Below are 26,396 nucleotides of genomic sequence, written 5' to 3'. Positions count from 1 at the left end.
TCTGGTCCCCCTCAGTGGCTCACGCCGAGATAAGCGTCGATCACAGCCTGGCTTGCCTGAACGTCTTCCGGTGCCCCGTCAGCAATCTTCTTGCCATAGTCGAGGACCACCACCCGATCAGAGAGATCCATGACCACGCCCATGTCGTGTTCGATCAGGGCGATTGTGGTGCCAAATTCCTGGTTTACGTCGAGAATGAAGCGGCTCATGTCCTCCTTTTCCTCTAGGTTCATGCCAGCCATAGGCTCATCGAGAAGCAGAAGATCAGGCTCCATGGCGAGAGCCCGGCCGAGCTCCACGCGCTTTTGCAGGCCATAAGGCAATCTGCCGACTGGCGTCTTTCTGATTGCTTCAATCTCGAGGAAGTCAATGATTTCCTCGACCTTTTTCCGGTGCTCAATCTCTTCGGTCCGCGCAGGCCCGATCCAGGCCATTTGCAAGAAGAAATTCTTACGCATCTTGAGAGACCGACCCGACATGATGTTGTCGAGTGTCGTCATCCCCTTGAAGAGCGCCACATTCTGAAAGGTGCGAGCGATGCCTTGGCTGGCCGCTTCATAGGGCTTCATTTTCCGGCGCACCTTGCCCTGCCAGGTGATCGTCCCTTCCTGAGGATGATAGAAGCCGTTGATGACATTCAGCATCGAGGTTTTTCCGGCGCCGTTTGGCCCGATGATCGCACGGATCTCACCCTTCTTGATGTCGAACGAGATGTTGGTGATCGCTTTGACACCGCCAAAGGACAGCGAGACATTGTCGACTCTCAGGAGGTCTTCCCGTTCCACAGCGCGGCCCTCTTGCGGCATTTCACTAGTGCTTGTGATGGCGTTCATTCTGCCGCCTCCTGGTGGACTGCACCACGAGAATGAGGCGTCATGTTCCGGATCTCGACGGTCGCTTCAATGGCCCCCGTCCGACCGTCCTCGAAGGTCACTTCCGTTTTAACGTATTTCTCTTTCGAGCCGTCGTAGAGCGCCTCAATTAAAGTCGCATACCGGTCCGAAATGAAGGTTCGGCGGACCTTTTGCGTCCGCGTTAGTTCGCCGTCATCGGCGTCGAGTTCCTTGTGCAGGATCAGGAAACGCTGGATCTGTGCCCCGGCCATCATCGGCTCGCTCGCGAGATCCCGGTTGACCTGGTCCACGTGGCTTTCGATCATTTCATAGACATCGGGATGAGCCGCCAACTCCTGATAACTGGCGTAATTGACGTTATTGCGCTCAGCCCAGGACCCGACCGAAGTCAGGTCGATGTTGATGAACACCCCAACTTTTTCGCGCTCGTTGCCAAAGGCAACCGCCTCTTTGATGTTCGGGAAAAACTTCAGCTTGTTCTCGATGTACTTGGGAGCGAACAGGGCTCCGTCAGTCAGCTTTCCGACGTCCTTTGCACGATCGATGATCTTCAGGTGGCCATTATCGGTGATGAAACCAGCATCGCCCGTGTGCACCCAACCGTCTTCCGTCTTGGTAGAACGGGTTGCTTCGTCATTCTTGAAGTAGCCGACAAAGACACCCGGGGAGCGGTAGAGCACCTCCCCGCTTTCGGCGATCTTGAGTTCGACATCCGGCGCCGGCTTGCCCACCGTATCGCCAAAGATCTCTCCATCGGGCTGAAGCGTGATATAGACGCTGGCCTCTGTCTGGCCGTAGAGTTGCTTCAGGTTCAGGCCTAGCGACCTGTAGAATTGAAAGATCTCCGGACCGATTGCTTCACCGGCGGTATACCCGACTTTCAGTCGCGTGAGACCCATGCGGTTCTTCAGTGGCCCGTAGACAAGGAGTTCGCCCAGACCGTAAAGAGCCCTGTCCTTCAGAGAGACCTGTTCCCCGTTGAGGATCCTTTCGCCGACGCGCTTGGCCACTCCCATAAAGACGTCGAACATCTTTTTCTTGGTCGTTCCGGCATCCTCCATTCGGACAAGAATGGACGTCAGCATGTTTTCAAAGACGCGAGGCGGCGCAAAGAAATAGGTCGGCGCAATCTCAAGACGGTCGACGTCAATCGTATCCATGCTTTCCGGGCAGTTCACGCAGTAGGCCGCGGTGAAAGCCTGCGCCAGGGAAAAAACGTGGTCTCCAATCCAGGCCATCGGCAAATAGGCCAAGACTTCCTCGGTTTCGTCGAGATTGTCGAAGATGTTTCCGTTACGCCCTGAAATCACGAGGTTGTCGAAAGACAGCATGACACCCTTCGGCCGGCCTGTCGTGCCTGACGTGTAGAGCATCACCGCGATGTCGGGGCCCGTGGCATCGGAAAACCCTGCAACCCAGGCATCAGCAGCACCGGCATCGGCGGACAGCACGGCGCGGCCGCGCTCCTGTACGGACTCGAAGTGATGAAGATGGCTATGGTCATAGTCACGCAATCCGCGCGGCTCGTCGTAGATGATCTCGGTCAGGCTCGGCACCTCATCCGTCATCGACTGAAGCTTGTCGACCTGCTCCTGGTCTTGCACGACCGCGAACCGCACCTCGGCGTGACCGAGAACGAATGCCATCTCTTCAGCAACAGAATCAGCATAGACGGGCACCGGCACCGCGCCCACTGCCTGGGCTGCGACCATGGACCAGTAGAGCCTCGGTCGGTTTGAGCCGACGATGGCAACCTTGTCGCCCTTGGTTAGCCCAAGCTCTTTCATACCAAGCGACAAGCTTCGAATCTCATCGAGAACATTTGCCCAGGTCCAGCTTTGCCAGATCCCGAAATCCTTTTCCCGAAAAGCTGTCCGGGTTCCGAAGTCCCGCGCGTTGCGCAGCAGAATCTTCGGAAAGGTGTCCTCGCCGCGCGAAGCGACGTCGGCCAACCCTGCCATAGCGTGTTCCATCCCTTTTAGGTTCGCCCCGTTTGCCGGGGTCGAATTTTATGAACCCATCAAACAACCCATTGGCTGCGCCGTTCAAGGCCTTTTTGTTTTTATTGAAACAGCCAACCGGACTGATGAGCCCGAGGGAAGGCTAGGACGGCGACATTGCCGCAGTATGTTTCAATTGTGACGAATTATTTCAGCCGCATTCAACGCGTTGCAATAGGGAAAGATTCTGGTCAATCGCCATCTGCCGAAATAGTGTCTTGGCCATGAAGGAGACAACAACCGCACAATCGCAGATCGACCTGCTACAGGCCGCGCTGGACCACGTAAATCAGGGTTTCTCTGTTTTCGACAAGGACTTGCGTCTTGTCGCCTGGAACAGAGGGCTTTGGGAGATGCTCGACTTTCCGCAGACACTCGCCAAGCGCGGAACTCATCTTGAGGAGTTTCTGCGCGTCAATGCGGAACGTGGAGAATATGGCCCTGGCGACACGAGCGGTAAGATCCAACGCCGCCTGGATCGGGCCAGGCTGTTCGAGTCCCATTACTTCGAACGTATCAGACCCAACGGCCAGATTATTTCGGTAAGCGGAACACCTCTCCCTCAGGGCGGGTTCGTGACCACCTATACCGACGTCACCAAAGACCGAAAATTGCAGGAAAAACTGGAAAGAACCGTTGAGGAGCGCACGCGGGCTCTACGCCAAAGTGAAGACTGGCTCCGACTCGTGACCGACAATATCCCGGCACTCATTGCGTATATGGCGCCCGGACCGATTTTTCGTTTCGCCAACCGGCGGTACGCGGAGTGGTTTGGACATTCCATTGCCTCGGTCGCAAATCGCCCCGCCGCCGAAGTCGTCGGGGAAGCGCTCTTTCGAGAGATCGCGCCACATATAGAGCATGCGTTTCGCGGCAACGCTGTGTCTTACGAATATGTTCGCAAACGCCCGGATGGCGAAACCGTGTCCATGCGCTCAACATTGATCCCGGACATGACCAAGGACGGTCGTACCCTGGGCGTATTCGTGTTGTCCCTGGACGCGACCGAGCAAAAACGCAGCGAAGCAACGCTAATGCAATCGCAGCGCATGGATGCAGTGGGCAAGCTCACCGGAGGCCTTGCCCATGATTTCAACAATCTGCTGACAATCTTGATGGGCAACCTGTTGAGCCTCAGCCGACAGGAGGGGCCTCTGCAGCCCGAGGTTTTGAAGGCACGTCTCTCGCCTATGATGCAGGCGACACAAAGGGGAGCGGACCTGACACAAAGGCTTCTCTCCTTCAGCCGCGGCCGGCCAGTTGATCCCCAGATTGTGTCCCTGGCTACCGTTTTGGAGAACGTCTCCGCCTTGCTGCAGGGATCTCTTCCTCTCCCCGTCCAACTTGTTGTGGACGATTGTTCGCCGAACGTGGCTGCTCGGATAGACCCAACTCAAATGGAAACGGCCCTGATCAATCTCGCGTTCAACGCCCGAGACGCCATGCCTGAGGGCGGAGAGCTGCTTATCTCGTCCGAGGAGGTCGAGATCGACGAGCGGCGCGCTGCCGATCTGGAGGTCACACCAGGAAGGTTTGCCTGTATCAACGTCGCCGATACCGGCGCTGGAATGGACGAGGACACCAAGCTTCGGATTTTCGAGCCTTTCTTCACGACCAAAACCTTCGGGACCGGAAGCGGACTCGGGCTGTCGATGGTCTATGGTTTCATGCGGCAATCGGGAGGAGCCATCGAGGTTATTTCAACCGTCGGCAACGGCACGAGGGTCAGGCTTTTTCTGCCTGCATTGCCGATTTCAGATGCGATTAAGTCCAATAGTGCAAACGACTCAAGCGATCTGCCGCTCGGCGACGGCGAACTGCTATTGATTGTCGAAGACAACGCCGACATTGCGGAGGTCCTCGCAGAGCAGGTGCGAGATCTAGGCTACACGGCACTCCTGGCAGAGGGGGCGGAAGACGCCCGATCTCTCGCGGCGGAACTCCCTGAACTTCGAGCCGTGCTTAGTGACATTGTCATGCCCGGCCAGATGAACGGCCTTGCCCTTGCACGTGAAATCCGCACCAGTCGCGCAGATGTCGGGATAGCACTGATGACAGGCTACGCGGATTGGGGCAATCTTGAGACACCGGAGAAGGAAATCGACTTTCCCGTCCTGACCAAGCCGCTACGGCCGGAAAAACTCGCCATCGTTCTCAAGCAGATCACGAGCATATGACCTTGACCGCCCGCTTCACAGACCCCGGCCATATACCCTCTTCGCTTGCATTCATTGTAGACGATGAGCCAGATATCGGCGCGCTGGTGACAGATGCGATGAAACCGTTCGGCATTTCCGGGCGCGTATTCGCGTCCGGGGGAGAGCTTCTGGAAGCCCTGCAACTCGAAACACCTGCTGTCTGCCTGATTGATCTTGGCCTGCCCGACATTGACGGAATGTCCTTGATCAATGAGATCCGCAAGACATCTTCGGTTCCGATTATCGTTCTTTCTGCGAGAAATCACTCATCAGATCGCGTAATGGGCCTCGAGATGGGGGCCGATGACTATGTCGTCAAACCCTTTGACCCCCGTGAAGTGGTCGCCAGGATCCGATCCATCCTGCGGCGCTCTGGCGATCATCCATCCCCGGAGCCGACGATACGGCAAGCCCGCTTCGAAGGCTGGACGTACCTTCCCTTATCGCACTGTCTTACCTCGCCAGACGGTGAAGAGACTTTCCTCTCGACAGGAGAGGCCACCTTGCTCGATGCGCTGCTGCGCGCGCCCAAGAGAGTGCTGAGCCGGGATTATCTTCTGGAACATGGCGGGCGTGATGAGAGCATGGACCGTTCGATAGATGTCCGGATCTCGCGCATCCGCAAGAAGCTCAGCACAGAGCACAAACCAAGCCTTATCAGAACGGTCTATGGCTCCGGATACATGCTTGCCGCTGCGGTTACCTGGTCCTGACCCTCACGAGAACAGATACCGAGGCAACCACGTAGCTATATCGGGAAAGAACCAGAGGCAGATCAGAACCAGCAGCTGCAGTCCAACGAAAGGCGCTGCCCCGAGGTATATGTCAGCGGTCGCGACCTCCTTAGGTGCAGCCCCGCGAAGATAGAACAACGCGAAGCCAAAAGGTGGCGTTAGAAAAGACGTCTGAAGATTTACAGCCATCATCACACCAAGCCAGGCTGGGCTCATCGGACTGCCGTCCGGCATCGGCAGCTGCAGCAGGATCGGAGCCACCAAAGGCACGACCACAAAGACGATCTCCAGAAAATCCAGAAAGAACCCAAGTGCGAACATCACCGCCATGACGATCAGGACCGCACCAAGGGTGCCTCCTGGAAGGTCTTGAAGAAGAACAGAGACGGTCTCGTCTCCACCCAAGTCCCGAAAGACAAGCGAAAAAATCGTCGCTCCGATCATGATCGCAAAGACCATGGCAGTGAATTCGACCGCGGACTTCAAGACATTCTGCAATATCCCGTTTCGAAACAGGACGATGATATTGGCAAATAGCCCTCCGGCGACGGCAAGCGCCCCGATGGCTGAGACGGCGAAGGTGAAGACGGAGCCCGAGCCATCCCAAAGTGCTTCGCCAAATTGAGTGAGGACAAGGATGAAAGCCCCTGACAAAGGCACAAGAAGCAACCAACGGCGGCCGGGCAGCTGCCTGTTTCCTGCAAGAACAAGGGCGCCTGCTACCCCAAGGGACGCAGCTTCCGTAGGCGTTGCCACACCGCCCAGGATTGCACCGAGAACGCATAGGATCAATGCAAGCGGCGGCCCCATTGCGAACCAGACATCGATCGCTGTCATCGCGCCGCATCCGGTAGAGCGATCCCGACCTCCGGTGTCTGTTCGCAAGGACACCGCAATTTGATAGATCACATAGACGCCGACCAAGAGGAGGCCCGGCAAAAAGGCTGCGGCGAAAAGGTCGGCGATAGAAAACGGATCAGGCGCGAAATTTCCCATTTCACGCTGACTGGTCTGATAGGCGTTCGAGAGCTGATCAGCGAGAAAAACGAGGACGATGGACGGTGGGATAATCTGGCCAAGCGTTCCCGCTGCTGCGATGGATCCTGTTGCCAAACGTGGAGACACGCCTGCCTTCAGGAGCGAAGGCAGCGAGATCAACCCCATAGTCACAACGGTCGCGCCGACAATCCCGGTGGACGCCGCAAGAAGTGCTCCGACAACAGTCACCGAGACCGAAAGCCCGCCTGGCACCTTTCGGAACAACCATCCAAGCGCGGTCAGAAGATCCTCCGCTATTCGGGCCTTTTTCAGAACGATACCCATCACGATGAAGAGCGGCACCGCTATCAGCGTCTCGTTACTGATGATGCCGAAGAGACGTATCGGGATGGCCCCCATTGTTGGCGCCGCCCCGCTGAAAAAGCCAATTCCCGCGAAGACAAGTGCAACACCGCCAAGCGTGAACGCTGCGGGATAGCCGAACAAGAGCATCAGCAAGGACATGGCCAGCATAAGCAGATCGAGATGTTCAAGGAGCAAGGTCAAGCCAGGTCCTCATCTTCAGAACCAGGGGCAGCCAGGTCAGCCTCATGCTCGCCTGACAGCACCGCACAAGCTCGCCAGAATTGTGCGATGCCCTGAAACGCCAAGAGGAGCGAGAAGACAGGCAAAAGTGTTTTGAGAACGAAAACCGCTGGAATACCCGCCGGCTGCGCCGATCCTTCCATGACCGCCCATGAGGCTATCACATAGGGAAGCGAATACCAGAAGATCGTGACCGAGACCGGCAACAGGAAAAACAGGCTGCCGGCGGCATCAATGCGTGCTTTTCGTTTGCGGTCCGCCGAGCGATAGAAGATATCCACCCGAATGTGGCCACCCGTATGAAGCGTATAAGCAATGGCCAAGAGAACTGCTGCGCCATGAAAATAGAGCGGCAACTCCTGCATCCAGACAAAGCCGGTGTCGAAAACATAACGAAGCAGAACAACGCAGAATTGCGTTACGAACAAAAAAAACAAGCATGTCGACGCAATCGAGGCGGCAAAGCGGTTCACCTGCGTCACCACTATTGGAATCTGCTTCATCATTGTTCGTGCCTACAAAAAACGGGAGAAAGTTGCCTTTCCCCCGTTCAAGATCCCCTGTTTCGCTGAACTTTAGAAGTTCAGTGAAATATCGCGGTGCCCGGAAAGACAGGCAGCTACGTCCAGCGCAAGCCCGTCGGGCAGTCGCGACTGTTGGCGAAGACCGATGTTGTCTTTGATGACTTCATCATACGCTGCAAGCTTGGGCAAAAGTTCTGCTGCCCCTCTTTCCCGCCATTCCAGATCAGCCTTGAGTTCCGCCAGAGAGTTGACGATCTCGGCGATCGCCTTCTCCTTGTCTGGCGTCTTCCCACGCATGATCTTGCGCGCGGCAGAAAGGCCCTTGCGAATATCGCCTGCACCTTCGACTTCGCCCACAGACGACCGTACGGCCTCGATCTGCTCGACGGCCGCAGCCGCATCCAGAGTAGAGATCGCTTCCTTCAAGCCTTCGATTTCAGCTTCCTTGGACGCAAGCTTGTCCGCATCGGAAAGAATGAGCCGAACCTCGCTCAAAGGCTCATAGGCCTGATCGACCGTTCGCCGATAGGTCTGACGCGCCTTGGTCTCGGCCTTTTGGATATCCGCAAAGGTCTTGTTGACCTCTTCCCATTCGGCCGGGATCTGCGCCAACAGCGCGTCATGCTCAACTGTCAGTGCGTCGATCCGCTCCTGAGCCCGCTCGCCCTGCGCGGCGGTATAGATCGCGTTTTCGCCTGAGCGGCTGACGATAACCTTCAACTCCTCGATGGTCTCATCAATACGGCGCGCATCACGCTCAAGGGCGCGCACTTCGCCGTGAAGCGGCCGGTAGTCTCCCGCAGCGGCGGCAACGCCCTTTTCCGCATCGACGATAGCAGTCATCTGAGGGATCGCATTGCGAGCCTGTTCAAACCCTTTCGCCAGATCCTTTTGCAGGTCTTCCGGAAGGTAGCTCACATCGAGCGCTTCGGCGGTCTGGATCGCGGAGAGGATGGTTTCGCCGTTTTGCTGGAAGTCCTCGTAGACGAGGGTCTCCATGCAATACTGCAGACGCGGGTTCTTCGGCGGAGGCGCTGTCTCGGAAAGCAGCGACGCCCTGTTCGGCAGGTAGTTCACCAGCTGCGGGTATAGCCCAACGATTGCCAGAGCAAACAACTGAAGACCGATAAAGGCGATGACACCCTTGTACATGTCGATGGTCTTGACCACCGCCGGAGCGACACCACGCAGGTAGAACAAGGCAAAGCCAAACGGCGGCGTCAGGAACGACGTCTGAATGTTCAGACCGATCATCACACCGAGCCAGACCGCGGTCACATTGGCGGAAGGATCAGCGAGGAGGATCGGAGCCACGATCGGCACGACAACCACAGCAATCTCGATGAAGTCGAGAAAGAAGCCGAGGATGAAGATGACCATCATGACAATAAGGAACTGCGCCCAGAAGCCGCCAGGCAATCCAAGAAGGAATTCCTTGACCAGCTCTTCGCCACCGAACGCCCGGAAGGCAGACGTCAGCATGGCCGCACCAACGAGAATGATGAACACCAGCGAGGTCGTCTTCGCTGTCTCGACCATCACCCCGCGCAGCGTGTCTTCAATCTTCAGCGTGCGCCAACCGCTCCAGAACACTGCGATCAGCAGCATGGAGACGGCGATCAGTGCGATCACAAGCCCGAGAAGGTCCTGGCTGGTTTCGATGCGCTTGATGTTGATCTCACCGATGAAACTGACAACCAGCGCAATCGCCAAAAGCGAAAGGATAGCGATAATCGCAGGCGAATACGCCCCGCGCTTACCGTCCCGCAGTCGATAACCGGCCATAACCATGGCGCCGACAGCGCCAATGGCACCGGCCTGGTTTACGGTTGCGATACCCGCGATGATAGAACCCAGGACGAGGAAGATCAGCGCCAACGGCGGAACCAGCGTTACAAAAACCTGGACCGCGAACTTGCGATCAAACTTGCCTTCGTGGTGGACCGCAGGAGCTGCCTTCGGATTGATCAGTGCGAACCCGAGAATGAAGGCCATGTAGAGGCCGACAAGAACCATTCCGGGAAGGAACGCGCCGAGGAACATTTCACCGGCACTGGTCGATACGACGGCAAAGTCCGATGGCATCGAAATTTCGCCGGTTGTCTGCTTGTAAAGCGTTTGCCGGATAGCACCTGCCTGATCAACCGCACTGGCAAGCTGGTCGGCAAGGATGATCAGAACAATAGACGGCGGAATGATCTGACCGAGCGTGCCTGACGCAGCAATCGTGCCGGTCGCGAGCGGAACGGAGTAGTTGTTGCGCAGCATGGCAGGCAGGGAGATAAGACCCATGGCAACAACGGTTGCCCCAACGATACCTGTCGTCGCAGCAAGAAGTGCACCCACGAACACGACGGAAATGCCAAGTCCGCCCGGCACCGGTCCAAACAGGCGCGCCATGGTCACGAGCAGATCTTCAGCGATCTTCGAACGCTGCAGCATGATGCCCATGAACACGAACAGCGGGATGGCGATCAGCGTATCTCGTTCGGCCTCCCAGTAGATCCCGCGGAAGTTGGTAACACCGGCACTAAGCCACTGGCCTGGACCACCATGCGCAAAGAACGCATCTGTCCCAGTCGAGAAAATGTACCCGGACAGGGCGGCGATGCCGATGGTTAGGATCGCCGACCCCGGCAACGCAAAGGCCACCGGAAATCCTGACCCAAGCGCGGTCGCCATCAGGATCACAAGAAGGGCTAGAAAGAAGAGTTCCATATCAAGCAGTCTCTGACGGTCTAGTGGGCAGCAGGGACGTCGTGGTCACGACCGCCCGGTTCACCGCGCATATCGGCAACGGCATCCATGAGGTAGCTGACAAACTGGATCATCATGGACACGGCAAAAACGCCCAGGAAGCCAGCCATCAGGTACTTCACATAAAGCCCGAAGCCAGCCTGGGTCGTTTCATAGGAAAGGATCGGGCTATTGATGATGTTCTGCTTGCCGCCCATGCCAATGATCAAAATGACCCAGCACAGGGATATGCCAAGAAGAAGCGAGCCGACGGCATTGACCTTGCCCTTGAGCCGCGAATTGAACCCGGCATAGAACACGTCAACGCGCACATGCCCCTCTTGCAAAAGCGTGTAAGCACTGGCGAAGAGGAACAGCGCCGCATACCAGAAGCGCACCAGATCGGCCATGAAGGCCTGTTCGTAGGAGAAGATGAAGCGCCCGATCACGATCAGGAGTTCGGCTGCGACCACGAGCAGTGCGAGCCATGTAAAGCCGAGCGTCCGGGTGAAGGCAGCGATCACAACGGAAAGCGCGATAAGCGGCATATGAACGTAACCGCCGCGGAAGTGGGATCTGCCCAGATCAGCAGCAAGCTCTGTCCCGACAATGCCTTCAAGCATCCCTTCGACACGAAGGAAGGAAATGACCGTATCGACGAGCCCGACGATGAGCACTGCCCAGAAAGCAGCACGGATCAGGAACGCGTTGATGTCACTGATACGCTTTGCATCCTCACGCAGGGTGACGGGCTTCGTCCGCCCGACATGCACAAAGGCGAGGACGACAGCCAGGGCATAAAGGCCCAGCTGCACCCAAGACCAAAGGATCGGCATGGAACCGTTCACGGGGCCACCGAAAATCGGCGCAACACCAGGAAGTCCCTGCCAGTAGTTGAGATAATTGTTCAGCAAGAACGCTGCCATCACCGCGAGAATGATCCAGGCGAAAGCCCGGACTGGGACAGGGCTCTTCGACGAGCCCGTTGTCGCGTTGGAGTTGGCAGACACGTCTTGAACGGTGTTCAAGGCCGTCATTGCGGATGTGCCCTTTGGTTTTTATTTAGATGCAACAAGAGTGGGGACGGGATTTCTCCCGTCCCCTGCGTTTAAAACCGCAATACTTAGACAGTGATGCCCAGAACGCGGTTACGCTGTTCAGTGTAACCAGTGTCAGCAAGAAGCATCCAACGACCGATTTCGGAACGAGCCTTTGCAAAGCTCTCGTGCGTACGAGCGGTCAGATCACCATGCTGGATGGTTTCGTCAAACACTTCTTCCGCAGCTTCGCCGAATGCGTCATAGACTTCGTCGGAGAACTTCTTCACTTCAACGCCGTGCTCATTGATCAGCTTGTCGAGGTAAACGCCGTTTTCAGCGTTGGTCTCGGCCATCTGACGTGCGTTTTCTTCGTTACAAGCAGCTTCGATGATTGCCTGGTCCGTCTTGGACAGGGAGTTCCACCAGGAAGCGTTCATGCCCATGGCAAGCTGCGAGCCCGGCTCATGCATGCCCGGGTAGTAGTAGTATTTCGCAGCTTCGTAGAACTTCATGAAGTAGTCGTTGTAAGGACCTACCCACTCGGTTGCATCAACAGCGCCAGATACGAGGTTTTCGTAGATCTGACCGCCAGGAAGCGAAACAGGGGAAGCGCCAAGCTTGGCCATGACGTCACCGCCGAGGCCTGGAATACGCATTTTCAGACCCTTGAGGTCATCAGCTGTTTCGATTTCCTTGTTGAACCAGCCGCCCATCTGAACGCCGGTGTTACCACAAGCAAAGTTCTTCAGACCGAACTCACCAGCAAGCTCATCCCAGAGCTCCTGACCGCCACCGAACTTAATCCAGGCGTCGATTTCGGCATAAGTCAGACCGAACGGAACAGCCGTGAAATAAGCCCATGCAGGGTGCTTACCCTTCCAGTAGTAGTCGGCGCCGATATAGGCCTGAGCATTGCCGGAAGCGACTTCATCGAAGGAGTCGAATGCGCCAACGCGTTCGCCGGCAGCAAAATACTGAACGTTGATACGACCCTCGGTGAGTTCACCGATGCGCGCTGCAAGGCGCTGCGCGGAAACACCAAGACCCGGGAAATCCCGCGGCCAGGTCGAAACAATGACCATGTCGGTGGTCGACTGTGCGATAGCCGGAGCTGCAAGAGTGGAAGCTGCAACAGCACCACCAGCACCCAGGCCAGCCTTCTTGATAAAGGAACGACGATCCATAAACTATTTCCTCCCAAATCGGATACACATCCAATCGGCGCGTACCCTTGCACCGATCTGACGATATGTCTAGGTGATGCAGGGAGTTAAGCGCTATTCGTGGTTTTGCGCATCAATTCAGTATTACTACTGAATGACCAACAAGACTCCTGCGCCACGTGCGTGCCTCGCGAAATAATTGGTAGGCTCAGGTGACCTTCAAGACAAAATTGATGCTGATCACGATCCTGCCGCTGATCACTGTTTCGATCCTGATCGGGAGTGTTAGCTACTTCCAGGCCAGGCGCCTTATCGAGATTGAAACACACTCTGTAGAACAGCGGATTCTCGCCACAAAACAACAGGAAATCAGAAATTACCTCAATCTTGCGCTGACATCGATTGAACGCATCTATGAGGGCGAACCCGGCGGCCGCGAGGCTGCCCAGGAAAGCGTGAAGCAGATCCTTCACAACATGACCTTCGGTGAGGATGGCTACTTTTTCGTCTACTCGCTGGACGGCACAAATTTAGTGCATCCGAAACTTGCGCACCTGGTTGGCAAGAAATGGTGGGATCTTCAGGACCCTGAAGGCGATTTCGTCATTCGTAATCTGATCGAAACCGCTCAAAACGGCGGCGGCTTCCATGAATATGTATGGCACAAACCCAGCACCGGACTGGTGGAGGAAAAACTCGCCTTTGCAATCATCCTGGACAAGTGGGACTGGATGTTGGGGACCGGCCTTTACACCGATGACATTGCCCGCGAGGTTGCCGCCATACGTGCCGACTTTTCGGAGTCCATCCGGCAGACTGTTATCGTCGTCTTCGCGATCACGCTGGTTGCGATCGTGATCGCAGGACTGCTGATTGCAGGCGTGCGCTTTTCCGAACAGCGGTTTGCCGACAGCAAACTTAAAGAGCTGACCAATCGGATTTTCGAGGCACAGGAGCAGGAAAGAAAACGCGTTTCCACCGAACTTCATGACAGTATTTCCCAGCTGCTGGTTTCCGTTCGATATGGCATCGAAATGATCCAGTCTGAAGCCAGCCGGACGCCAGACCTGCGAAGCCAAGCCGATAAGTGCATGCGGATTCTGGATGGTGCCATTTCGGAGGTCCGTCGCATTTCAAGGGACCTGCGGCCAAGCGTTCTGGATGACATGGGTCTGGCAACCGCACTTGTGAGCCTGGGCAAGGAATTTGAAACGCACTCGGGCATCAAAGTCGATGTGTCCGCTGAACGGACGCACGATCGCCTGTCAGATAACGCCAAGACTGCCCTCTACCGTGTCGTTCAGGAGGCCATGACCAATGTCGCACGTCATTCCGGCGCAACCCATGTTTCCATAACCCTGGCTGTCGGCGACCACACCCTTGGTTTGGCAATTGAAGACAACGGTTGCGGCCTGCCGCATCCCTTGCCGCAGGGCGGTGGTCTCGGTATCAGAAACATGCGTGAGCGGATGGAAACTCACGATGGTTTTCTCCAGCTTCAGAACATGGCAGAAGGAGGCACCCGCATCCGCGTAACGATGCCTCTCAACAAGACTTCGGAACAAGCCGTATCATGAAAATGGCGCAGATCACCGACACTCTTCATATGCGCCCGATCCGCGTTTTGCTGGCCGATGACCATGAACTCGTACGAGATGGCATTCGTGCGCGCCTTGCCCAGACGGAAACGCTTGAAGTCGTCGGCGAGGCCACAAATGGACGCGAAGCCGTTGAACAAGTCGAAGCACTTCGACCAGACATCATTTTGATGGACGTCTCCATGCCTATCATGAACGGACTGGATGCGGCCAACGAGATCAGAAAGCGTTTTCCCGAAACCAGCATTCTGGTGCTTTCGATCTACGACAATCCGGAATATGTCCGCGGCGTCGTACAGGCAGGCGCGAGGGGATATATTCTCAAGGACATTTCGGCGAAAGAGATGCTGACGGCGATTACCAGTGTGGCCAGTGGCGGCTACTATTTCTCTTCCGCTGTCGGCCCGACGCTCGTCGGCGGCAATGTGACAGCCCAGGTGAATGACCCTTATGGATTGACGGACCGTGAGAAACAGGTTCTGTCAGGTATCGCCGAGGGGCAGCCGAACAAGGAAATCGCTGCCAATCTCGGCATCAGTGTTCGCACGGTGGAGTCTCACCGGCTCAATCTCAGAGAAAAGGTAGGCAGCAAGAACGCCGCCCAACTCTACAAGATCGCGCAGGAACTCAAATTGCTCGATTAGTTTCCGACAGGCACCTTCCAAGCATTAGACAAATACTCTATCCAGCCGGACCCTCAGAAAATGAAAAAGCCGCTCATTCTTGTCACAGCCGACGTCAAACCTCTCGATGGCTACAATTGGCACGCAGCACCCTCCACCTATTTGCAAGCGACCTTGAGCGGCGCCGACGCGATACCTGTCATTCTTCCCTCACTCGGCGCAGAAGTGGATCTCGACGCAGCCCTCGACCGCGTGGACGGCGTGCTGGCAACCGGCTCGCGCTCCAACGTCAACCCACAGCTCTACGGTGCGGAGGCGACAGAAGCCAACGGCCCCTATGACGCGGCCCGTGATTCAACCACCCTTCCGCTTCTGCGCCGGGCTGTCGAACGCGGCATCCCGGTTTTCGCGATTTGCCGCGGCATGCAGGAGCTGAATGTCGCCTTCGGCGGAACACTACTGACTGAAATTCAGGAAATGGCGGGCCGCTCTGATCACCGCGCACCAACCTCCGAGCATCAGGATGAACGGTTCCGGATCGCTCACACGGTCGATGTTGAATCAGGCAGTCAGCTTGAAAAGGTGATTGGTGATGCGAAATTCAATGTCAATTCGCTCCATCGTCAAGCGCTTGGAAGCCTTGGCAAAGGCCTGAAGATCGAGGCCATGGCCGAGGACGACACGATCGAAGCTGTTTCCGTGACAGGGGCAAAAGGCTACGTCGTCGCCACGCAATGGCATCCGGAGTATTGGGTTGCCAGCGACGGGCCGTCCCAAAAGCTGTTCAAGGCATTTGGAGACGCCGCCCGCGCTTACGCCGGCCAGAGAACCTGAGCACCACAGTTCTGCATTAACCCCAGCCTATTGCCGCAATCAGAAGCGACAGGCCGAGCAAGAGAACGGTCAGTGCACCGGCGATCTCGATCGTCCGGTGCACACGCGTTGCCATGACGGATCCATCCCCGAACAATCGAACCGCAAGCCCTTTGGCGCCCACTGCAAGACCGGCAAGAATGGAAACCGTAATTCCCGTGCCAACCGCCATTGCGAATGTAGCCGCGATACCTACCCCCAACATCGATTGAGACAAGGCGAAAACAAGCACGATCAAGGCTCCCGAGCACGGACGCAGACCGACTGCAAGTACAATTGACGCGGCACGTCCGAGTGTCATGCGTCCCTGCAGCATCTCCGGCGTTGGCGCATGCGCGTGACCACAGGTCGAACAGACCCCGTCATCACCAATGTGATGATCATGATCGTGGTGCGCGTGACTATGGTCGTGGTGACCATGAACATCGTGGTCATGGGCATGGGCATGGGCATGATGATGGTCGTGCGAGTGATGGTCATGGGCCGCATGGCCCGGCCTGAAGACGGGAAGCAAGGCCTTCTGCCAAAGAAGATACCCGCCGAGCGCCGTGACCAGGGCATAGGAGCCGATCTCAAACCATCTTGCCGTGTCCTGAATCGCAATCGATGTAAGCTTCAGGACGACGGCTGCGACACCCACCAACAAAACTGCTGTCACCGCTTGCGCAAAAGCTGAAACGAAAGAAAGCGCTATGCCTTTCATCAAGGTTTCGTTGTTGGCCACCACATAGGAAGAAATGATCGCCTTGCCATGGCCTGGGCCTGCCGCATGAAAAATCCCATAGGCAAAGGACAGACCAATCAAAAGCCAACCAGCGTTTGGATTGGAACGAAACGCCCGCATCGCGCTGATCAGTTTTTGATAAAATTCCTGCTGGAGACGAGCAATCGTGCCAAACCAGCGGTCTGCAAGACTGACATCAAACTGCTCCGCTGGTGGTGTCGATACGGCGTCATTCGCAGTCGCCGCCTCGCCAGCTTCAGCAACAACAGCTTTCCCGTCGCTGGCGGCACCAGAGCCCACAGCAGAGCAATTGATGATCATCTGATTGACCTGGCTGGCGGCTGCCGACTGAAGTTCCGGCGGAAGGTTGCGCTGTTCGGGGCCTATCTGCGCAAGAGCAAACGCTGTCGCATCATCCAGTGCCGGTGGTTCTTTGCGCTCGACCTTGCAGCTACCCGGAGCATTTTCCAGGCCAGTGGCCTCGGGCTCCGCACCGAAGCGGAAATCGACGTAATAGGTCGGATCATAGACATCGAGCGTGATCGTCTGATCGGCATCAGACCCTTCCTTCAGGGGCAGAAGAAAGTTCAATTCCAGAAGCTGAACGGTTTCTGGCATTTCAGTACCGTTAAGCTTGACGTCCTCCGCCATCGCTTCAAAGTCTTCCGGCTTCATTGCCCAGTAGTCCTCAAGGGGAACTGTCGCAACTTCCAGCCAATAGTCCTCTGGCGGATCAAAATCGAATTCGATACGGGTGTTATCTCCAAATGTGAAGTACCCGAACTCTGCCATGCTTTCGATATTCACCTGAGCGAGTTCGGCCAGTTCTTCGCGGGAAAAAGACCCGTCGCCATTTGTATCGAATCCCTGGATGGCAAAGGCCGTAAAGGCATCGTCAAACCGAAAGACGTGGCGAACCGCAGATGCAATGCCGTCATCATCGAAGACGAGCCGCGTGCGCGCTTCCACAAAGACGTGAGGATGGGCCAAAGCCGCAACGTTCGCGGAAAAAAGGGCTAAAAAAACCAGGAAAATCCGAGCTGTGAGGCCCATAGATGCAGCAGACAAGGCAGGTTTCCGATCGATCGGCAAGAATGACAGGGGATCTGTGCCCCGAGAACGCGGCAGGATCAAGGCCTGGGCGACCCATAGTCACTCATGATTTATCGCATGATTTTTCCGATAGCTACGCGATACTGGAAAGTTTTCCTCTCACATAAGGCGAGCAAAAGGAAAACAGAACGCAAAAACCACTAAATTTCGATCATATTCATCTCAAGTAACAACAGCCTTGGGAAACGACCATGAACGTCCAGTTTTCAAAGTCACCCGTCCCGACTGCATTTGAACACGACGAGTTTGATGACCACGAGAACGTGGTGTTCGCGCGTGACCGGGAAAGCGACCTGACCGCTATCATAGCTGTGCATGATACGACCCTGGGGCCGGCTCTCGGAGGCTGTCGTATTTGGCCCTACCCGTCAAAGGCCGAAGCGCTGACTGATGCGCTCCGCCTGTCACGAGGAATGACTTACAAAAATGCGCTGGCCGGCCTGGACCTTGGCGGCGGCAAGGCGGTGATCATTGCCGACCCTCGAAAAGACAAGACGCCGGAAATGATGAAGGCTTTCGGCACTCATGTCGAGCGGCTCTCCGGGACGTATATCACCGCCGAAGATGTTGGCGTCTCGCCCGAGGACATGGAAGCCGTCGCCGAGAAGACGCGTCACGTCCGCGGAACCAGGGCGACAGGGCTTGGTGACCCGTCCCCTTTCACGGCGCTCGGTGTGTTTGAAGGTCTGAAAGCCGCCGCGAGACATGTTTTTGGATCTACCGATCTGACCGGCAAGCGTGTTTCTGTTCAAGGGCTGGGCCACGTTGGCTTCGATCTGTGCAAACACCTGCATGAAGCAGGCGCAAGCCTCATCGTTTCCGACATCCATGAGCCTGCGGTCGAAAGAGCGGTCAGCTGTTTTGATGCGACAGCCGTAGAGCCGGAGGATGCGCATAGGGTCGACGCCGACATCTTCGCCCCGTGCGCGCTCGGCGGCGTCCTCAATGCGCAGACGGTGCTGGAGATCGGCGCAAAAATCGTCGCCGGCGCATCCAACAATCAACTGCAGACTCCAGAAGATGGTGTCGCACTGAAAAAACGTGGGATCCTCTACGCCCCGGACTACGCGATCAATGCTGGCGGCGTGATTTCCATCGCCCTGGCGACACCAGGTGGCGGAGAGCAGGCTGTCCGCGCCAAGACACTCGCCATAGCCGACACGATGAGCGCAATCTTCAGCCGTGCGGAAGAAGCCAACCGCCCTCCTGAACAGATCGCGGACGAAATCGCCGAAGAACGGCTCAACCGGCGACGCTGATCCCGCATCCGTTGGCAATTGGCGTTGTTAACCTGGGCAAGGCTCACCTGCCTTTTTGCGCTCCGAGAACCACGCGACCAGAAAATCCACAAACGCCCGCACCTTGCCGGTTAGATGCCGGCGGTGCGGATAGACTGCATAGACGCCAAGGTTGTCCGGCTGAAATTCATCGAGCACGGTGGTCAACAGACCTTTTTGAATATCTTCAGCCACAAACATCAACGGGGTTCGAAGAAATCCCAAGTTACACAGTGCTGCATCACGCCCCGCAGAGGCGCTGTTCACTTCGACGGGCCCCTTGACCGGAACGACGATCCGCTGGCCCTCAACAATGAAGTTCCAGTTCTGCTTTTGCCGGTAATTCGTGTCGATAATGCAGGGCCGTGAGGCCAGTTCCGACGGCTGCGTTGGAACACCATATTTTTGCGTCACTTCCTTCGTCGCACAGACGACCGCGCGAAAGGGCGCAATTTTCCGCGCGATCAGGCTGGAATCTTCCAGGTCGGTGACACGGATCGCAACATCGAAACCCTCATCCACGAGATCCACAAAGCGATCCTCCAGGCGAAGGTCCATTTTGACTTCGGGATTTGCGACGAGAAATTCCATCATCGCGCGATTGATCAGGCTGTCACCCATCGAGCGGGGCGCCGACACCTTCAGACGACCACGTATCGCCTGGTGAGAAGACTGGACAGACGCCTGAAGATCATCGATCCGCTGCAGGATCTCTGTCGTCTCCTTGTAGTAGACCTCACCGACTTCGGTCAGGGACACCTGCCGGGTCGTCCGGTTCAGAAGACGCGCACCGAGTTCATCCTCCAGTTCGCCGATGTATTTCGAGACCAATGCCTTTGACCGACCCATTTCACGGGCGGCCGCCGAGAAGCCCTTGCTGTCGACCACCTGGATAAAGCAGCGCATGCGGGTAATGGCGTCCATGATCTCTCCGAAGCAACGATAAAAACTGCCAACTTTCGAGAAGTGTCCCGAAAACCATCAGCTTTGCAAGCGACCTTGCTCTTCGCCTTGGTCAGACAATGGACGCACCGCCATCCGCGCGCGGATCGTGCGCACCTTCAAGGCCGCCTTTCGCATTGCGGACAATCATGCCGGCGTGCCCCATGGTATCGGAGTAATCATCTGCAATTTGAACGACCTCATGACCGACTTTTTCCAGGTCCCGAACAAGATCCGGATCAAACCGCGCTTCGAGACGCAAGGACGTCGTTTCATCGCCCCATGTCCGGCCCAAAAGCCAGCGGGGAGCGTCAATTGCCTCGCCAACCGGCATGCCATTCAGCACATGACGCGTGAAAATCGCGGCCTGGGTCTGTGGCTGTCCTTCTCCGCCCATCGTGCCGTAGGTGACTGTGCGACCATCGCTGAGCCTTGCCATTGCCGGGTTCAACGTATGGAACGGCTGCCGGCCTGGCTCCAAAGCATTCAGTGCATCAGGTCGGAGGGAAAAGCTGGCGCCGCGATTCTGCCAGGTAATTCCTGTTTTCGGCAGAACGCATCCAGAGCCGAATTCCCAATAGATCGACTGTATGAACGAGACCGACACGCCTTTCTTGTCGACTGCGCCCATCCAGATCGTGTCGCCGGGCTTGGCGATCTGCGGCCATTCAAGAGCGCGGCGCATGTCGATCCTGGCAGCCTCTTCATCGAGCCAGTCTGCGGCCAGAAATGTCCTGGGAGGTTCGGGCAATCTCAACGGGTCTGTGACGACACGGTCTCTCACCAGGAAAGCCCGCTTTGTCGCTTCGACCAGACCATGCACCAGGTCGAAGCCCTCACGGCCATCTGTCTTCAGACGGTCATACAGCCCAAGGATGATCAGTGAGGCAAGCCCCTGGGTCGGAGGCGGCGCATTGAAAACGGTACCGCACTTGAGATCAACCTTCAGGGCATCCTTGAAACGCGCCTCGAATTTTTCAAGATCTCCCTTGGTCACCGGAGACCCGATGCGCTCCAGATCATCTGCGATCGCCGCCCCGACATCGCCACGGTAGAATTCATCAAACCCCTCATGGGCCAGATGTTGCAGCGTATCGGCAAGCCGCGCCTGTTTCAGCAGCGAGCCCTCGTCAGGAACCTCGCCATCAACCAGGAACACGTCTGCAAAACCAGGTTGATCTTTCAGCTCCGCGAGTTTTTCCAAAGTCAGTGCGGCCTGGCTGCGCGTAACACTGATCCCCTCCTTTGCATGGCGAATAGCAGCACTCAAAAGCTCTGTATTCGGGATCTTGCCAGCGCCAATTGCTTCGGCGGCCTCCTTGGCCTTGGCCCAGCCGCCAATGGTTCCGGCGACCGTAAGTGCCGCCAGAGGTCCTCGCGTCGGGATCACGCCATGCCCAGCCTTGTTGTAGGCCTCAATCGTCGCGCCAGAGCCGGCACTGCCGCAGGCCATGAGCGCCTTGGGGTCCTTGCCAGGTTCCGCGATCAGCCAAAAACCATCACCGCCGATTGCATTCATATGCGGATAGACAACAGCAATGGTCGATGCCGCGGCAATCATCGCCTCGATGGCAGAGCCCCCCTCGGCCAGAATATCAGCTCCCGCGTCGGCTGCCGCCTTGTGCGGGGCAACCACCATGCCGCCCGATGAAGTGGTCGTATCCATGATGAAATCCTTATGCGCTGTCTTGAATGCTAATAAACGCGGCGACGACGTCGGCCAATGTTCACAAGGGAAACCAGGAAACGGACGCCAAGCAACCCCGCCACACCGCCAAGTCCGGCGCTGACGGCTCCTTCCATGGTGACCGGCAAGGCAGGTTCATAGTCTTCTGCCGTCGACTGCGCCAGCTTAGGGTCCATTGATTCCAAAACCACAGCCAGCCGGGCAAAGGGCCCGCTAGTGGCCAATGCATCGCGTTGATCGACGAGCTTTGAAAGCCTGGCTCGCGTCTGCTCCATGGTTTCGCCGCGCTCGCGGGCAAAGTCATCCGCGCCTGACTTCAGGCGGACGATCGCTTCGTCAACAGTCAACCCGAATTGGCTCGCATCGGCCTCGAAATCGGCCATGACTTCCTGAAGCGCATCGATCGCGCCGCCAATACGCTGACGATATTGTTGCGCGAACTCAGGCAGTTGCGAGGTGGCTGTTCCACATATGACTGCAACGATCAACATGAGCATTCTCGTCATATCGGCCTCTCTCCAGTTCGCGAAACCTACCGAAGAGCAATAATCCCGGCTTCGCTATCTTCGGAACCAAACACGAGTCGATCGCCTTCAACGTCCCAGCTCATGGAAGACACCGGTGCCTTTCCGGGCCGACGCAGCAGCACTTCAGCATTGTCTTCAAACCGACACATCATGATCATGCCATCCATATAGCCGACCGCCACGACGTCTTCTTTCGGGTGGCAGGCAACGGCAGAAACAAGACTATCGCCTCGCGTACCAAGCTGCAGCGGGTTCTGGCCCATTGGCCCGGTCTTCCCGAAGAACGGCCAGCAGATCGCCGCATTGGCACCGGACGTCGCAAGGTAGCGTCCTTTCTGCGACCAGCTCCAGGACTTCACCTTGGCCGGATAACCCGTCATCCGCATGTCCTGATTGTCACTCAGACGCCAACCATGGAGCGCGTTTTCCTGCATCGCCGTAACAAGGTATTTTCCGTCAGGCGAGAAACTGATCCCCAGGTGAGCGCCGTTCCAGGAAAGCTCCTGCGCCACCCCGCCGGCGCTGGCCCACCAGATCGTCGCCCCATCATACCGGGCCACCGCCAATTTCAGGCCTTTAGGCGCAAAGGCCAGACCTCCGACGGCGCGTTCATGGGCAAACTCGTTTTCCTTGCCATCGTCCAGCCGCACCCATGCAGTCCGCCCCGAAGCAAAGGCAACAGCTCCGTTCGGACCGCATGCCAGAAGGTCAATCCACTTTCTCGGTCGTTCCGCCAGTGTCGAGACCGTTCCATCGAGCTCAACCCTCTGGATCAAACCGTCATCTCCGGAAGTCACCAGGGCTTTTTCGTCCAGCGTCTTCTCCGCGGCAAGAAGTCCGTTTTTATGGGGCCGAACCCGTCGCTCGCCGCCTTCGGCGAAACAGAGCGAGCCGTCGCCAAGAGCAAAAAACGGTCCGCCGTTCAAAAAGCCGGCGCGGACGACGAAACCATCCACATCAACAGGAGCAAGTGTCGGCACGTTGATCCCCTACTGCGCAGCGCAGGCTTCAAAGCTCTGCTTCAGCAGATCCCAGTCGAGATCACGCCCGATAAAGACAAGCCGACTTTCGCGCGGCTCATTGTCTTTCCAGTCACGCTGATGATCGCCTTCGACAATCATGTGCACACCCTGAATGACGTAGCGCTGCGGGTCATCCTTGAGCGCCATGATGCCCTTTAGCCTCAAAATATCCTGACCATGCGCCTGCGTGATCTGGTTGATCCAGGGGAAAAACAGTTCCGGATCGAGGTCACCTGCCTTCAATGAAATGCTCTGGACCGAGTGCAGACCATCATCATGATGCTGGTGGTCATGGGCATGGTCTTCATGATCACAACTTGAGCAACAGGCATGGTCATGCCCGTGATCATGGTCATGGGTATGCTCGTCATCCTCCAGAAATTGGGGATCAAGCGAGAGAATACGATCAAGATCGAATGCACCACGGTCCAGAACCGCTTTCAGGTCTACGGCACAACGTTCCGTGTGATGGCAAACAGCATAGGGATTGATTGAACGGATACGCGCTTCCACCGCCGCAAGCTCGTCTTTCGTCACAAGATCGGTCTTGTTAAGCAGGATCACGTCGGCAAAGGCAATCTGATCCTGAGCTTCCGCGGTGTCTTTCAGACGCTGCAGCACATGGCGCGCATCCACGACGGCTACCACTGCATCAAGCTTGGAGGCCGCCCGCACGTCATCATCCATGAAGAAGGTTTGCGCAACAGGTGCAGGATCAGCAATGCCCGTCGTCTCAACGATAATCGCGTCGAACGCACCCTTGCGCTTCATCAGGTTTTGAACTGTGCGGATCAGATCGCCGCGAACGGTGCAACAGATGCAGCCGTTGTTCATCTCGAAAATTTCCTCATCGGATTCGACGAGCAAGTCATTATCGATGCCGATCTCGCCGAATTCATTGACGATGACGGCATATTTCTGGCCATGACTTTCAGTCAGGATCCGGTTCAAGAGCGTTGTCTTGCCGGAACCAAGGTAGCCCGTGAGCACTGTTACAGGAATTTGTTGGTTGGTCGTCTCTTGAGGCGCAGACATGGGGAAATCCCTAGCGGATAAAACAGATGTGGCCGAGCTGATGCCCGGCGTCGAGTCTTGCCGAATATAGGCACGTTTTCTCACGAGTGGGAGGGTCCTGGAACCTATAATTCCAGCAGCAAACGGTATTCAGGCCCCTCGCCGGAAAAAGCTCACGCTGCAGCAAGGGCTCCAGAAAAGGAAACCAGCCGCTTCGACTTCTCATCCCAAAGCGCAAGGTTGGCGCATTTCAGGCTTTCCCACACCGTCAGGCGATTGATGTTCGCCAGCTCCGGCTTCGCTGCCATGCACTCCTGGAGCCGGTAATTCGGTATCTGGCTGCACAGGTGATGGATGTGATGCAAGCCGATATTGCCCGTGAACCAGTCAAGCACACGCGGAAGATCATAATAGGAAGAGCCAAGGATCGCTGCAGTCTTGCGGTCCCATTCGCCGTCCTTCGACCAATGCGTCTCTTCGAACTGATGCTGGATAAAGAAAAGCCAGACACCGACCGCTGACGACACAAAGACGATCGGCGCGAACAGCATGAGAAAATCAACCCAGCCCAGCGCATAGATCAATGTTCCATAGACGACCAAAATCGCGAAATTGAGAGCAAGAACGCTGCTTGTCATCTGCCAGGAGGGGCGTTGCACGGAAAACGGCAGCCTCTGAATAACGAGGAAGTGCAACACGCCTCCAACAAGCGTCAGGAAGAACGGATTCCGGTATATGCGGTAGCCGATCCGTTTGAGCAGCGGCAGCGCCCGGTATTCTTCAACTGTCAGAGTACTGATGTCCCCAATGCCCCGTCGATCAAGGTTGGCAGAGCAAGCATGATGCAGTGCGTGTGCCCGGCGCCAGTAAGCGTAGGGCGTCAACGTCAGAACACTCACGATGCGGCCCGTGATGTCATTGGCAGTCTTGGACGCGAAGAAAGATCCATGCCCGCAATCGTGCTGAATGATAAAGAAGCGGATCAAAAGCCCGGCAGTCGGAACAGCAAGAAGCAGCGTGATCCAATAGCTGTAGTCAAGACTGAGATACATGCCGGCAAAAAGCGTGAGAAACGGAAACAGGGTGGTCACTATCTGACCGGCTGCGCGCCAGGCATTCGGAGTGCGGTAGCGTGCGCAATGCGCCGCAAGCTCTTGGATCTGATCTTGTAGCAATGGGTGTCCCGACAGTTATTGTTGTTTTCTTGTTGTTCGGGATTATTCCCCTTGGCGAAAGGTCGTGCCAGACATGAGGCCTCAGGTCAACGAGCCTTGCGTCGTAGAAGTGAATAATTTCTGATGATGGTAGCAGATGGAGCAAGGGTTTTTCTGGCGCCCCTGCCCCCGTCCTCTATGCTGGATCAACCACTTCGCGCAATTTGCGCATACAGGAAAGACATCCCTTGAGCGCTATGTTCGAAGAACTGGACTACCGTCCGACGCCAATTGGCGCCCTTAGCCTGCGCCGCCGACGCGACCTCTCGTCTGGCGAAGACATCTACGAAATCATCCTCGGCGAGGCCTATCTGATGTCGAGCCGTTTCACCGTCGCCGAGGAAGAACTCTCCCGCATGGGCCTCGCCGCAGCCAAAGGTGAAAACCTCAAAGTTGCTGTTGGCGGCCTCGGCCTTGGATACACGGCAAAGACCGCTCTCGATGATGAGCGCGTCGCCTCGTTGACCGTTATTGATGCCCTGGGACCAGTCATCGACTGGCACAAGGAGGGTTTGTTGCCGCTTGGAAAGCACCTCACGGCCGATGACCGCTGCGACTTCGTTGAAGGAGATTTCTTTGAACTCGCAGCATCATCAAAGGGGTTCGACGCCAAAGAGCCAGGCAAGAGGTTTGACGCCATCCTGCTAGACATCGATCATTCCCCGACCAACGTTCTGGATCCGAAGAATCTCGACTTCTATCGGCCTGAGGGACTAGGAAAACTGGCGGCACATCTCGAGCCAAACGGTGTCTTTGCCCTCTGGTCAAACGACGCGCCAGATCCCGTCTTCGGAGCCGCTCTCAAAAGTGTTTTCGCGCACGCCGAGAGCCATGTTGTGTCCTTCGACAGCCCATTGAATGACGTCAAGGAATCCAACACAGTTTACGTCGCAACGCTTTGAGGCTGACGCCCTGTAGGGGACTTTGGAAAAACAGTTTAGGCCTGCGG

Annotated in this window: 21 protein-coding genes; 7 read left to right on the top strand and 14 right to left on the bottom strand. The window is 56.5% G+C overall.

Going from position 1 to position 26,396, the window contains the following annotated elements; genetic code table 11:
* Positions 1-11: 11 nt before the first annotated feature.
* Positions 12-806 (bottom strand): ABC transporter ATP-binding protein, encoded by a 795-nt coding sequence (locus tag ABJZ52_RS07675; protein ID WP_348184786.1) that lies wholly within the window; start codon positions 804-806, stop codon positions 12-14.
* A 23-nt stretch (positions 807-829) separates the two neighbouring features.
* A complete protein-coding gene (locus ABJZ52_RS07670) occupies positions 830-2,815 on the bottom strand; it encodes an AMP-binding protein (RefSeq protein ID WP_348184527.1) in 1,986 nt (661 codons plus the stop codon).
* Between the two features lie 263 nt (positions 2,816-3,078).
* Between ABJZ52_RS07670 and ABJZ52_RS07665 the strand changes: the two genes are divergently transcribed.
* Together ABJZ52_RS07665 and ABJZ52_RS07660 are read left to right on the top strand one after the other, a co-directional pair.
* Positions 3,079-5,031: a PAS-domain containing protein gene (locus ABJZ52_RS07665; protein WP_348184525.1), complete on the top strand. Its 1,953-nt coding sequence runs from the start codon at positions 3,079-3,081 to the stop codon at positions 5,029-5,031.
* A complete protein-coding gene (locus ABJZ52_RS07660) occupies positions 5,028-5,765 on the top strand; it encodes a response regulator transcription factor (RefSeq protein WP_348184523.1) in 738 nt (245 codons plus the stop codon). The genes ABJZ52_RS07665 and ABJZ52_RS07660 overlap by 4 nt, the downstream gene beginning before the upstream one ends.
* A gap of 3 nt (positions 5,766-5,768) precedes the next feature.
* On the opposite strand, the gene ABJZ52_RS07655 is transcribed toward ABJZ52_RS07660, so the two are convergent.
* The 5 genes from ABJZ52_RS07655 to ABJZ52_RS07635 all read right to left on the bottom strand — a co-directional run bounded on the left by ABJZ52_RS07655 (position 5,769) and on the right by ABJZ52_RS07635 (position 12,854).
* Complete coding sequence (locus ABJZ52_RS07655) at positions 5,769-7,331, bottom strand: TRAP transporter large permease subunit (protein ID WP_348184521.1); 1,563 nt, start codon at positions 7,329-7,331, stop codon at positions 5,769-5,771.
* Positions 7,328-7,876 (bottom strand): TRAP transporter small permease subunit, encoded by a 549-nt coding sequence (locus ABJZ52_RS07650; RefSeq protein WP_348184519.1) that lies wholly within the window; start codon positions 7,874-7,876, stop codon positions 7,328-7,330. Before ABJZ52_RS07650 ends, ABJZ52_RS07655 begins: the two co-directional genes overlap by 4 nt.
* Before the next feature lie 69 nt (positions 7,877-7,945).
* Positions 7,946-10,612, bottom strand: coding sequence for a TRAP transporter large permease subunit (locus ABJZ52_RS07645; protein ID WP_348184517.1), 2,667 nt, complete (start codon positions 10,610-10,612; stop codon positions 7,946-7,948).
* A gap of 20 nt (positions 10,613-10,632) precedes the next feature.
* On the bottom strand, positions 10,633-11,667 hold the full coding sequence (locus tag ABJZ52_RS07640) for a TRAP transporter small permease subunit (RefSeq protein WP_348184516.1): 1,035 nt from the start codon (positions 11,665-11,667) through the stop codon (positions 10,633-10,635).
* 86 nt (positions 11,668-11,753) lie between these two features.
* Positions 11,754-12,854: a TRAP transporter substrate-binding protein gene (locus tag ABJZ52_RS07635; protein ID WP_348184515.1), complete on the bottom strand. Its 1,101-nt coding sequence runs from the start codon at positions 12,852-12,854 to the stop codon at positions 11,754-11,756.
* Positions 12,855-13,045: 191 nt separating this feature from the next.
* Here ABJZ52_RS07635 and ABJZ52_RS07630 point away from each other — a divergent pair, with 191 nt between their 5' ends.
* The 3 genes from ABJZ52_RS07630 to ABJZ52_RS07620 are packed head-to-tail and all read left to right on the top strand — an operon-like array spanning position 13,046 to position 15,888.
* Positions 13,046-14,410 (top strand): cache domain-containing protein, encoded by a 1,365-nt coding sequence (locus ABJZ52_RS07630; RefSeq protein ID WP_348184514.1) that lies wholly within the window; start codon positions 13,046-13,048, stop codon positions 14,408-14,410.
* The gene (locus tag ABJZ52_RS07625) at positions 14,407-15,075 is read left to right on the top strand and encodes a response regulator transcription factor (RefSeq protein ID WP_348184512.1); all 669 of its coding nucleotides are present in this window, start codon (positions 14,407-14,409) and stop codon (positions 15,073-15,075) included. Before ABJZ52_RS07630 ends, ABJZ52_RS07625 begins: the two co-directional genes overlap by 4 nt.
* A 60-nt stretch (positions 15,076-15,135) precedes the next feature.
* Positions 15,136-15,888, top strand: a complete 753-nt coding sequence (locus ABJZ52_RS07620; RefSeq protein WP_348184510.1) for a gamma-glutamyl-gamma-aminobutyrate hydrolase family protein — start codon at positions 15,136-15,138, stop codon at positions 15,886-15,888.
* 16 nt (positions 15,889-15,904) lie between these two features.
* On the opposite strand, the gene ABJZ52_RS07615 is transcribed toward ABJZ52_RS07620, so the two are convergent.
* Positions 15,905-17,719, bottom strand: a complete 1,815-nt coding sequence (locus ABJZ52_RS07615; protein WP_348184508.1) for a DUF1007 family protein — start codon at positions 17,717-17,719, stop codon at positions 15,905-15,907.
* A gap of 236 nt (positions 17,720-17,955) precedes the next feature.
* Between ABJZ52_RS07615 and ABJZ52_RS07610 the strand changes: the two genes are divergently transcribed.
* Positions 17,956-19,023: a Glu/Leu/Phe/Val dehydrogenase dimerization domain-containing protein gene (locus tag ABJZ52_RS07610; RefSeq protein ID WP_348184506.1), complete on the top strand. Its 1,068-nt coding sequence runs from the start codon at positions 17,956-17,958 to the stop codon at positions 19,021-19,023.
* 27 nt (positions 19,024-19,050) lie between these two features.
* Here ABJZ52_RS07610 and ABJZ52_RS07605 read toward each other — a convergent pair whose 3' ends face one another.
* The 6 genes from ABJZ52_RS07605 to ABJZ52_RS07580 all read right to left on the bottom strand — a co-directional run bounded on the left by ABJZ52_RS07605 (position 19,051) and on the right by ABJZ52_RS07580 (position 25,408).
* Positions 19,051-19,965 carry a LysR family transcriptional regulator gene (locus ABJZ52_RS07605; protein ID WP_192109250.1) on the bottom strand — a complete coding sequence of 305 codons (915 nt, stop codon included), beginning with the start codon at positions 19,963-19,965 and terminating at the stop codon, positions 19,051-19,053.
* 91 nt (positions 19,966-20,056) lie between these two features.
* Positions 20,057-21,649, bottom strand: coding sequence for a gamma-glutamyltransferase family protein (locus tag ABJZ52_RS07600; RefSeq protein ID WP_348184503.1), 1,593 nt, complete (start codon positions 21,647-21,649; stop codon positions 20,057-20,059).
* Between the two features lie 29 nt (positions 21,650-21,678).
* Positions 21,679-22,176, bottom strand: coding sequence for a DUF2937 family protein (locus ABJZ52_RS07595; RefSeq protein ID WP_348184501.1), 498 nt, complete (start codon positions 22,174-22,176; stop codon positions 21,679-21,681).
* 26 nt (positions 22,177-22,202) lie between these two features.
* Positions 22,203-23,177: a WD40 repeat domain-containing protein gene (locus ABJZ52_RS07590; protein ID WP_348184499.1), complete on the bottom strand. Its 975-nt coding sequence runs from the start codon at positions 23,175-23,177 to the stop codon at positions 22,203-22,205.
* 9 nt (positions 23,178-23,186) lie between these two features.
* Positions 23,187-24,254, bottom strand: a complete 1,068-nt coding sequence (locus tag ABJZ52_RS07585) for a GTP-binding protein (RefSeq protein WP_348184497.1) — start codon at positions 24,252-24,254, stop codon at positions 23,187-23,189.
* A gap of 152 nt (positions 24,255-24,406) precedes the next feature.
* Positions 24,407-25,408 carry a fatty acid desaturase gene (locus ABJZ52_RS07580; protein ID WP_348184495.1) on the bottom strand — a complete coding sequence of 334 codons (1,002 nt, stop codon included), beginning with the start codon at positions 25,406-25,408 and terminating at the stop codon, positions 24,407-24,409.
* A gap of 236 nt (positions 25,409-25,644) precedes the next feature.
* Here ABJZ52_RS07580 and ABJZ52_RS07575 point away from each other — a divergent pair, with 236 nt between their 5' ends.
* Positions 25,645-26,349: a spermidine synthase gene (locus tag ABJZ52_RS07575; RefSeq protein WP_348184784.1), complete on the top strand. Its 705-nt coding sequence runs from the start codon at positions 25,645-25,647 to the stop codon at positions 26,347-26,349.
* Positions 26,350-26,396: the final 47 nt, after the last annotated feature.

It is taken from the genome of Roseibium sp., from assembly GCF_039982295.1.
In the GTDB taxonomy this organism is placed as follows: domain Bacteria; phylum Pseudomonadota; class Alphaproteobacteria; order Rhizobiales; family Stappiaceae; genus Roseibium.
Note: the sequence above shows the minus strand (reverse complement) of the source record. Positions and strands in the feature narration are given on the sequence as shown.

Bases quoted from the DNA above. Each gene is read 5' to 3' on its own strand.
- ABJZ52_RS07610 (WP_348184506.1), top strand. From the start codon at position 17,956: ATGAACGTCCAGTTTTCAAAGTCACCCGTCCCGACTGCATTTGAACAC.
- ABJZ52_RS07645 (WP_348184517.1), bottom strand. From the start codon at position 10,612: ATGGAACTCTTCTTTCTAGCCCTTCTTGTGATCCTGATGGCGACCGCG.
- ABJZ52_RS07670 (WP_348184527.1), bottom strand. From the start codon at position 2,815: ATGGCAGGGTTGGCCGACGTCGCTTCGCGCGGCGAGGACACCTTTCCG.
- ABJZ52_RS07650 (WP_348184519.1), bottom strand. From the start codon at position 7,876: ATGATGAAGCAGATTCCAATAGTGGTGACGCAGGTGAACCGCTTTGCC.
- ABJZ52_RS07585 (WP_348184497.1), bottom strand. From the start codon at position 24,254: ATGTCTGCGCCTCAAGAGACGACCAACCAACAAATTCCTGTAACAGTG.
- ABJZ52_RS07660 (WP_348184523.1), top strand. From the start codon at position 5,028: ATGACCTTGACCGCCCGCTTCACAGACCCCGGCCATATACCCTCTTCG.
- ABJZ52_RS07595 (WP_348184501.1), bottom strand. From the start codon at position 22,176: ATGACGAGAATGCTCATGTTGATCGTTGCAGTCATATGTGGAACAGCC.
- ABJZ52_RS07620 (WP_348184510.1), top strand. From the start codon at position 15,136: ATGAAAAAGCCGCTCATTCTTGTCACAGCCGACGTCAAACCTCTCGAT.
- ABJZ52_RS07665 (WP_348184525.1), top strand. From the start codon at position 3,079: ATGAAGGAGACAACAACCGCACAATCGCAGATCGACCTGCTACAGGCC.
- ABJZ52_RS07675 (WP_348184786.1), bottom strand. From the start codon at position 806: ATGCCGCAAGAGGGCCGCGCTGTGGAACGGGAAGACCTCCTGAGAGTC.
- ABJZ52_RS07625 (WP_348184512.1), top strand. From the start codon at position 14,407: ATGAAAATGGCGCAGATCACCGACACTCTTCATATGCGCCCGATCCGC.
- ABJZ52_RS07575 (WP_348184784.1), top strand. From the start codon at position 25,645: ATGTTCGAAGAACTGGACTACCGTCCGACGCCAATTGGCGCCCTTAGC.
- ABJZ52_RS07600 (WP_348184503.1), bottom strand. From the start codon at position 21,649: ATGGATACGACCACTTCATCGGGCGGCATGGTGGTTGCCCCGCACAAG.
- ABJZ52_RS07640 (WP_348184516.1), bottom strand. From the start codon at position 11,667: ATGACGGCCTTGAACACCGTTCAAGACGTGTCTGCCAACTCCAACGCG.
- ABJZ52_RS07635 (WP_348184515.1), bottom strand. From the start codon at position 12,854: ATGGATCGTCGTTCCTTTATCAAGAAGGCTGGCCTGGGTGCTGGTGGT.
- ABJZ52_RS07605 (WP_192109250.1), bottom strand. From the start codon at position 19,965: ATGGACGCCATTACCCGCATGCGCTGCTTTATCCAGGTGGTCGACAGC.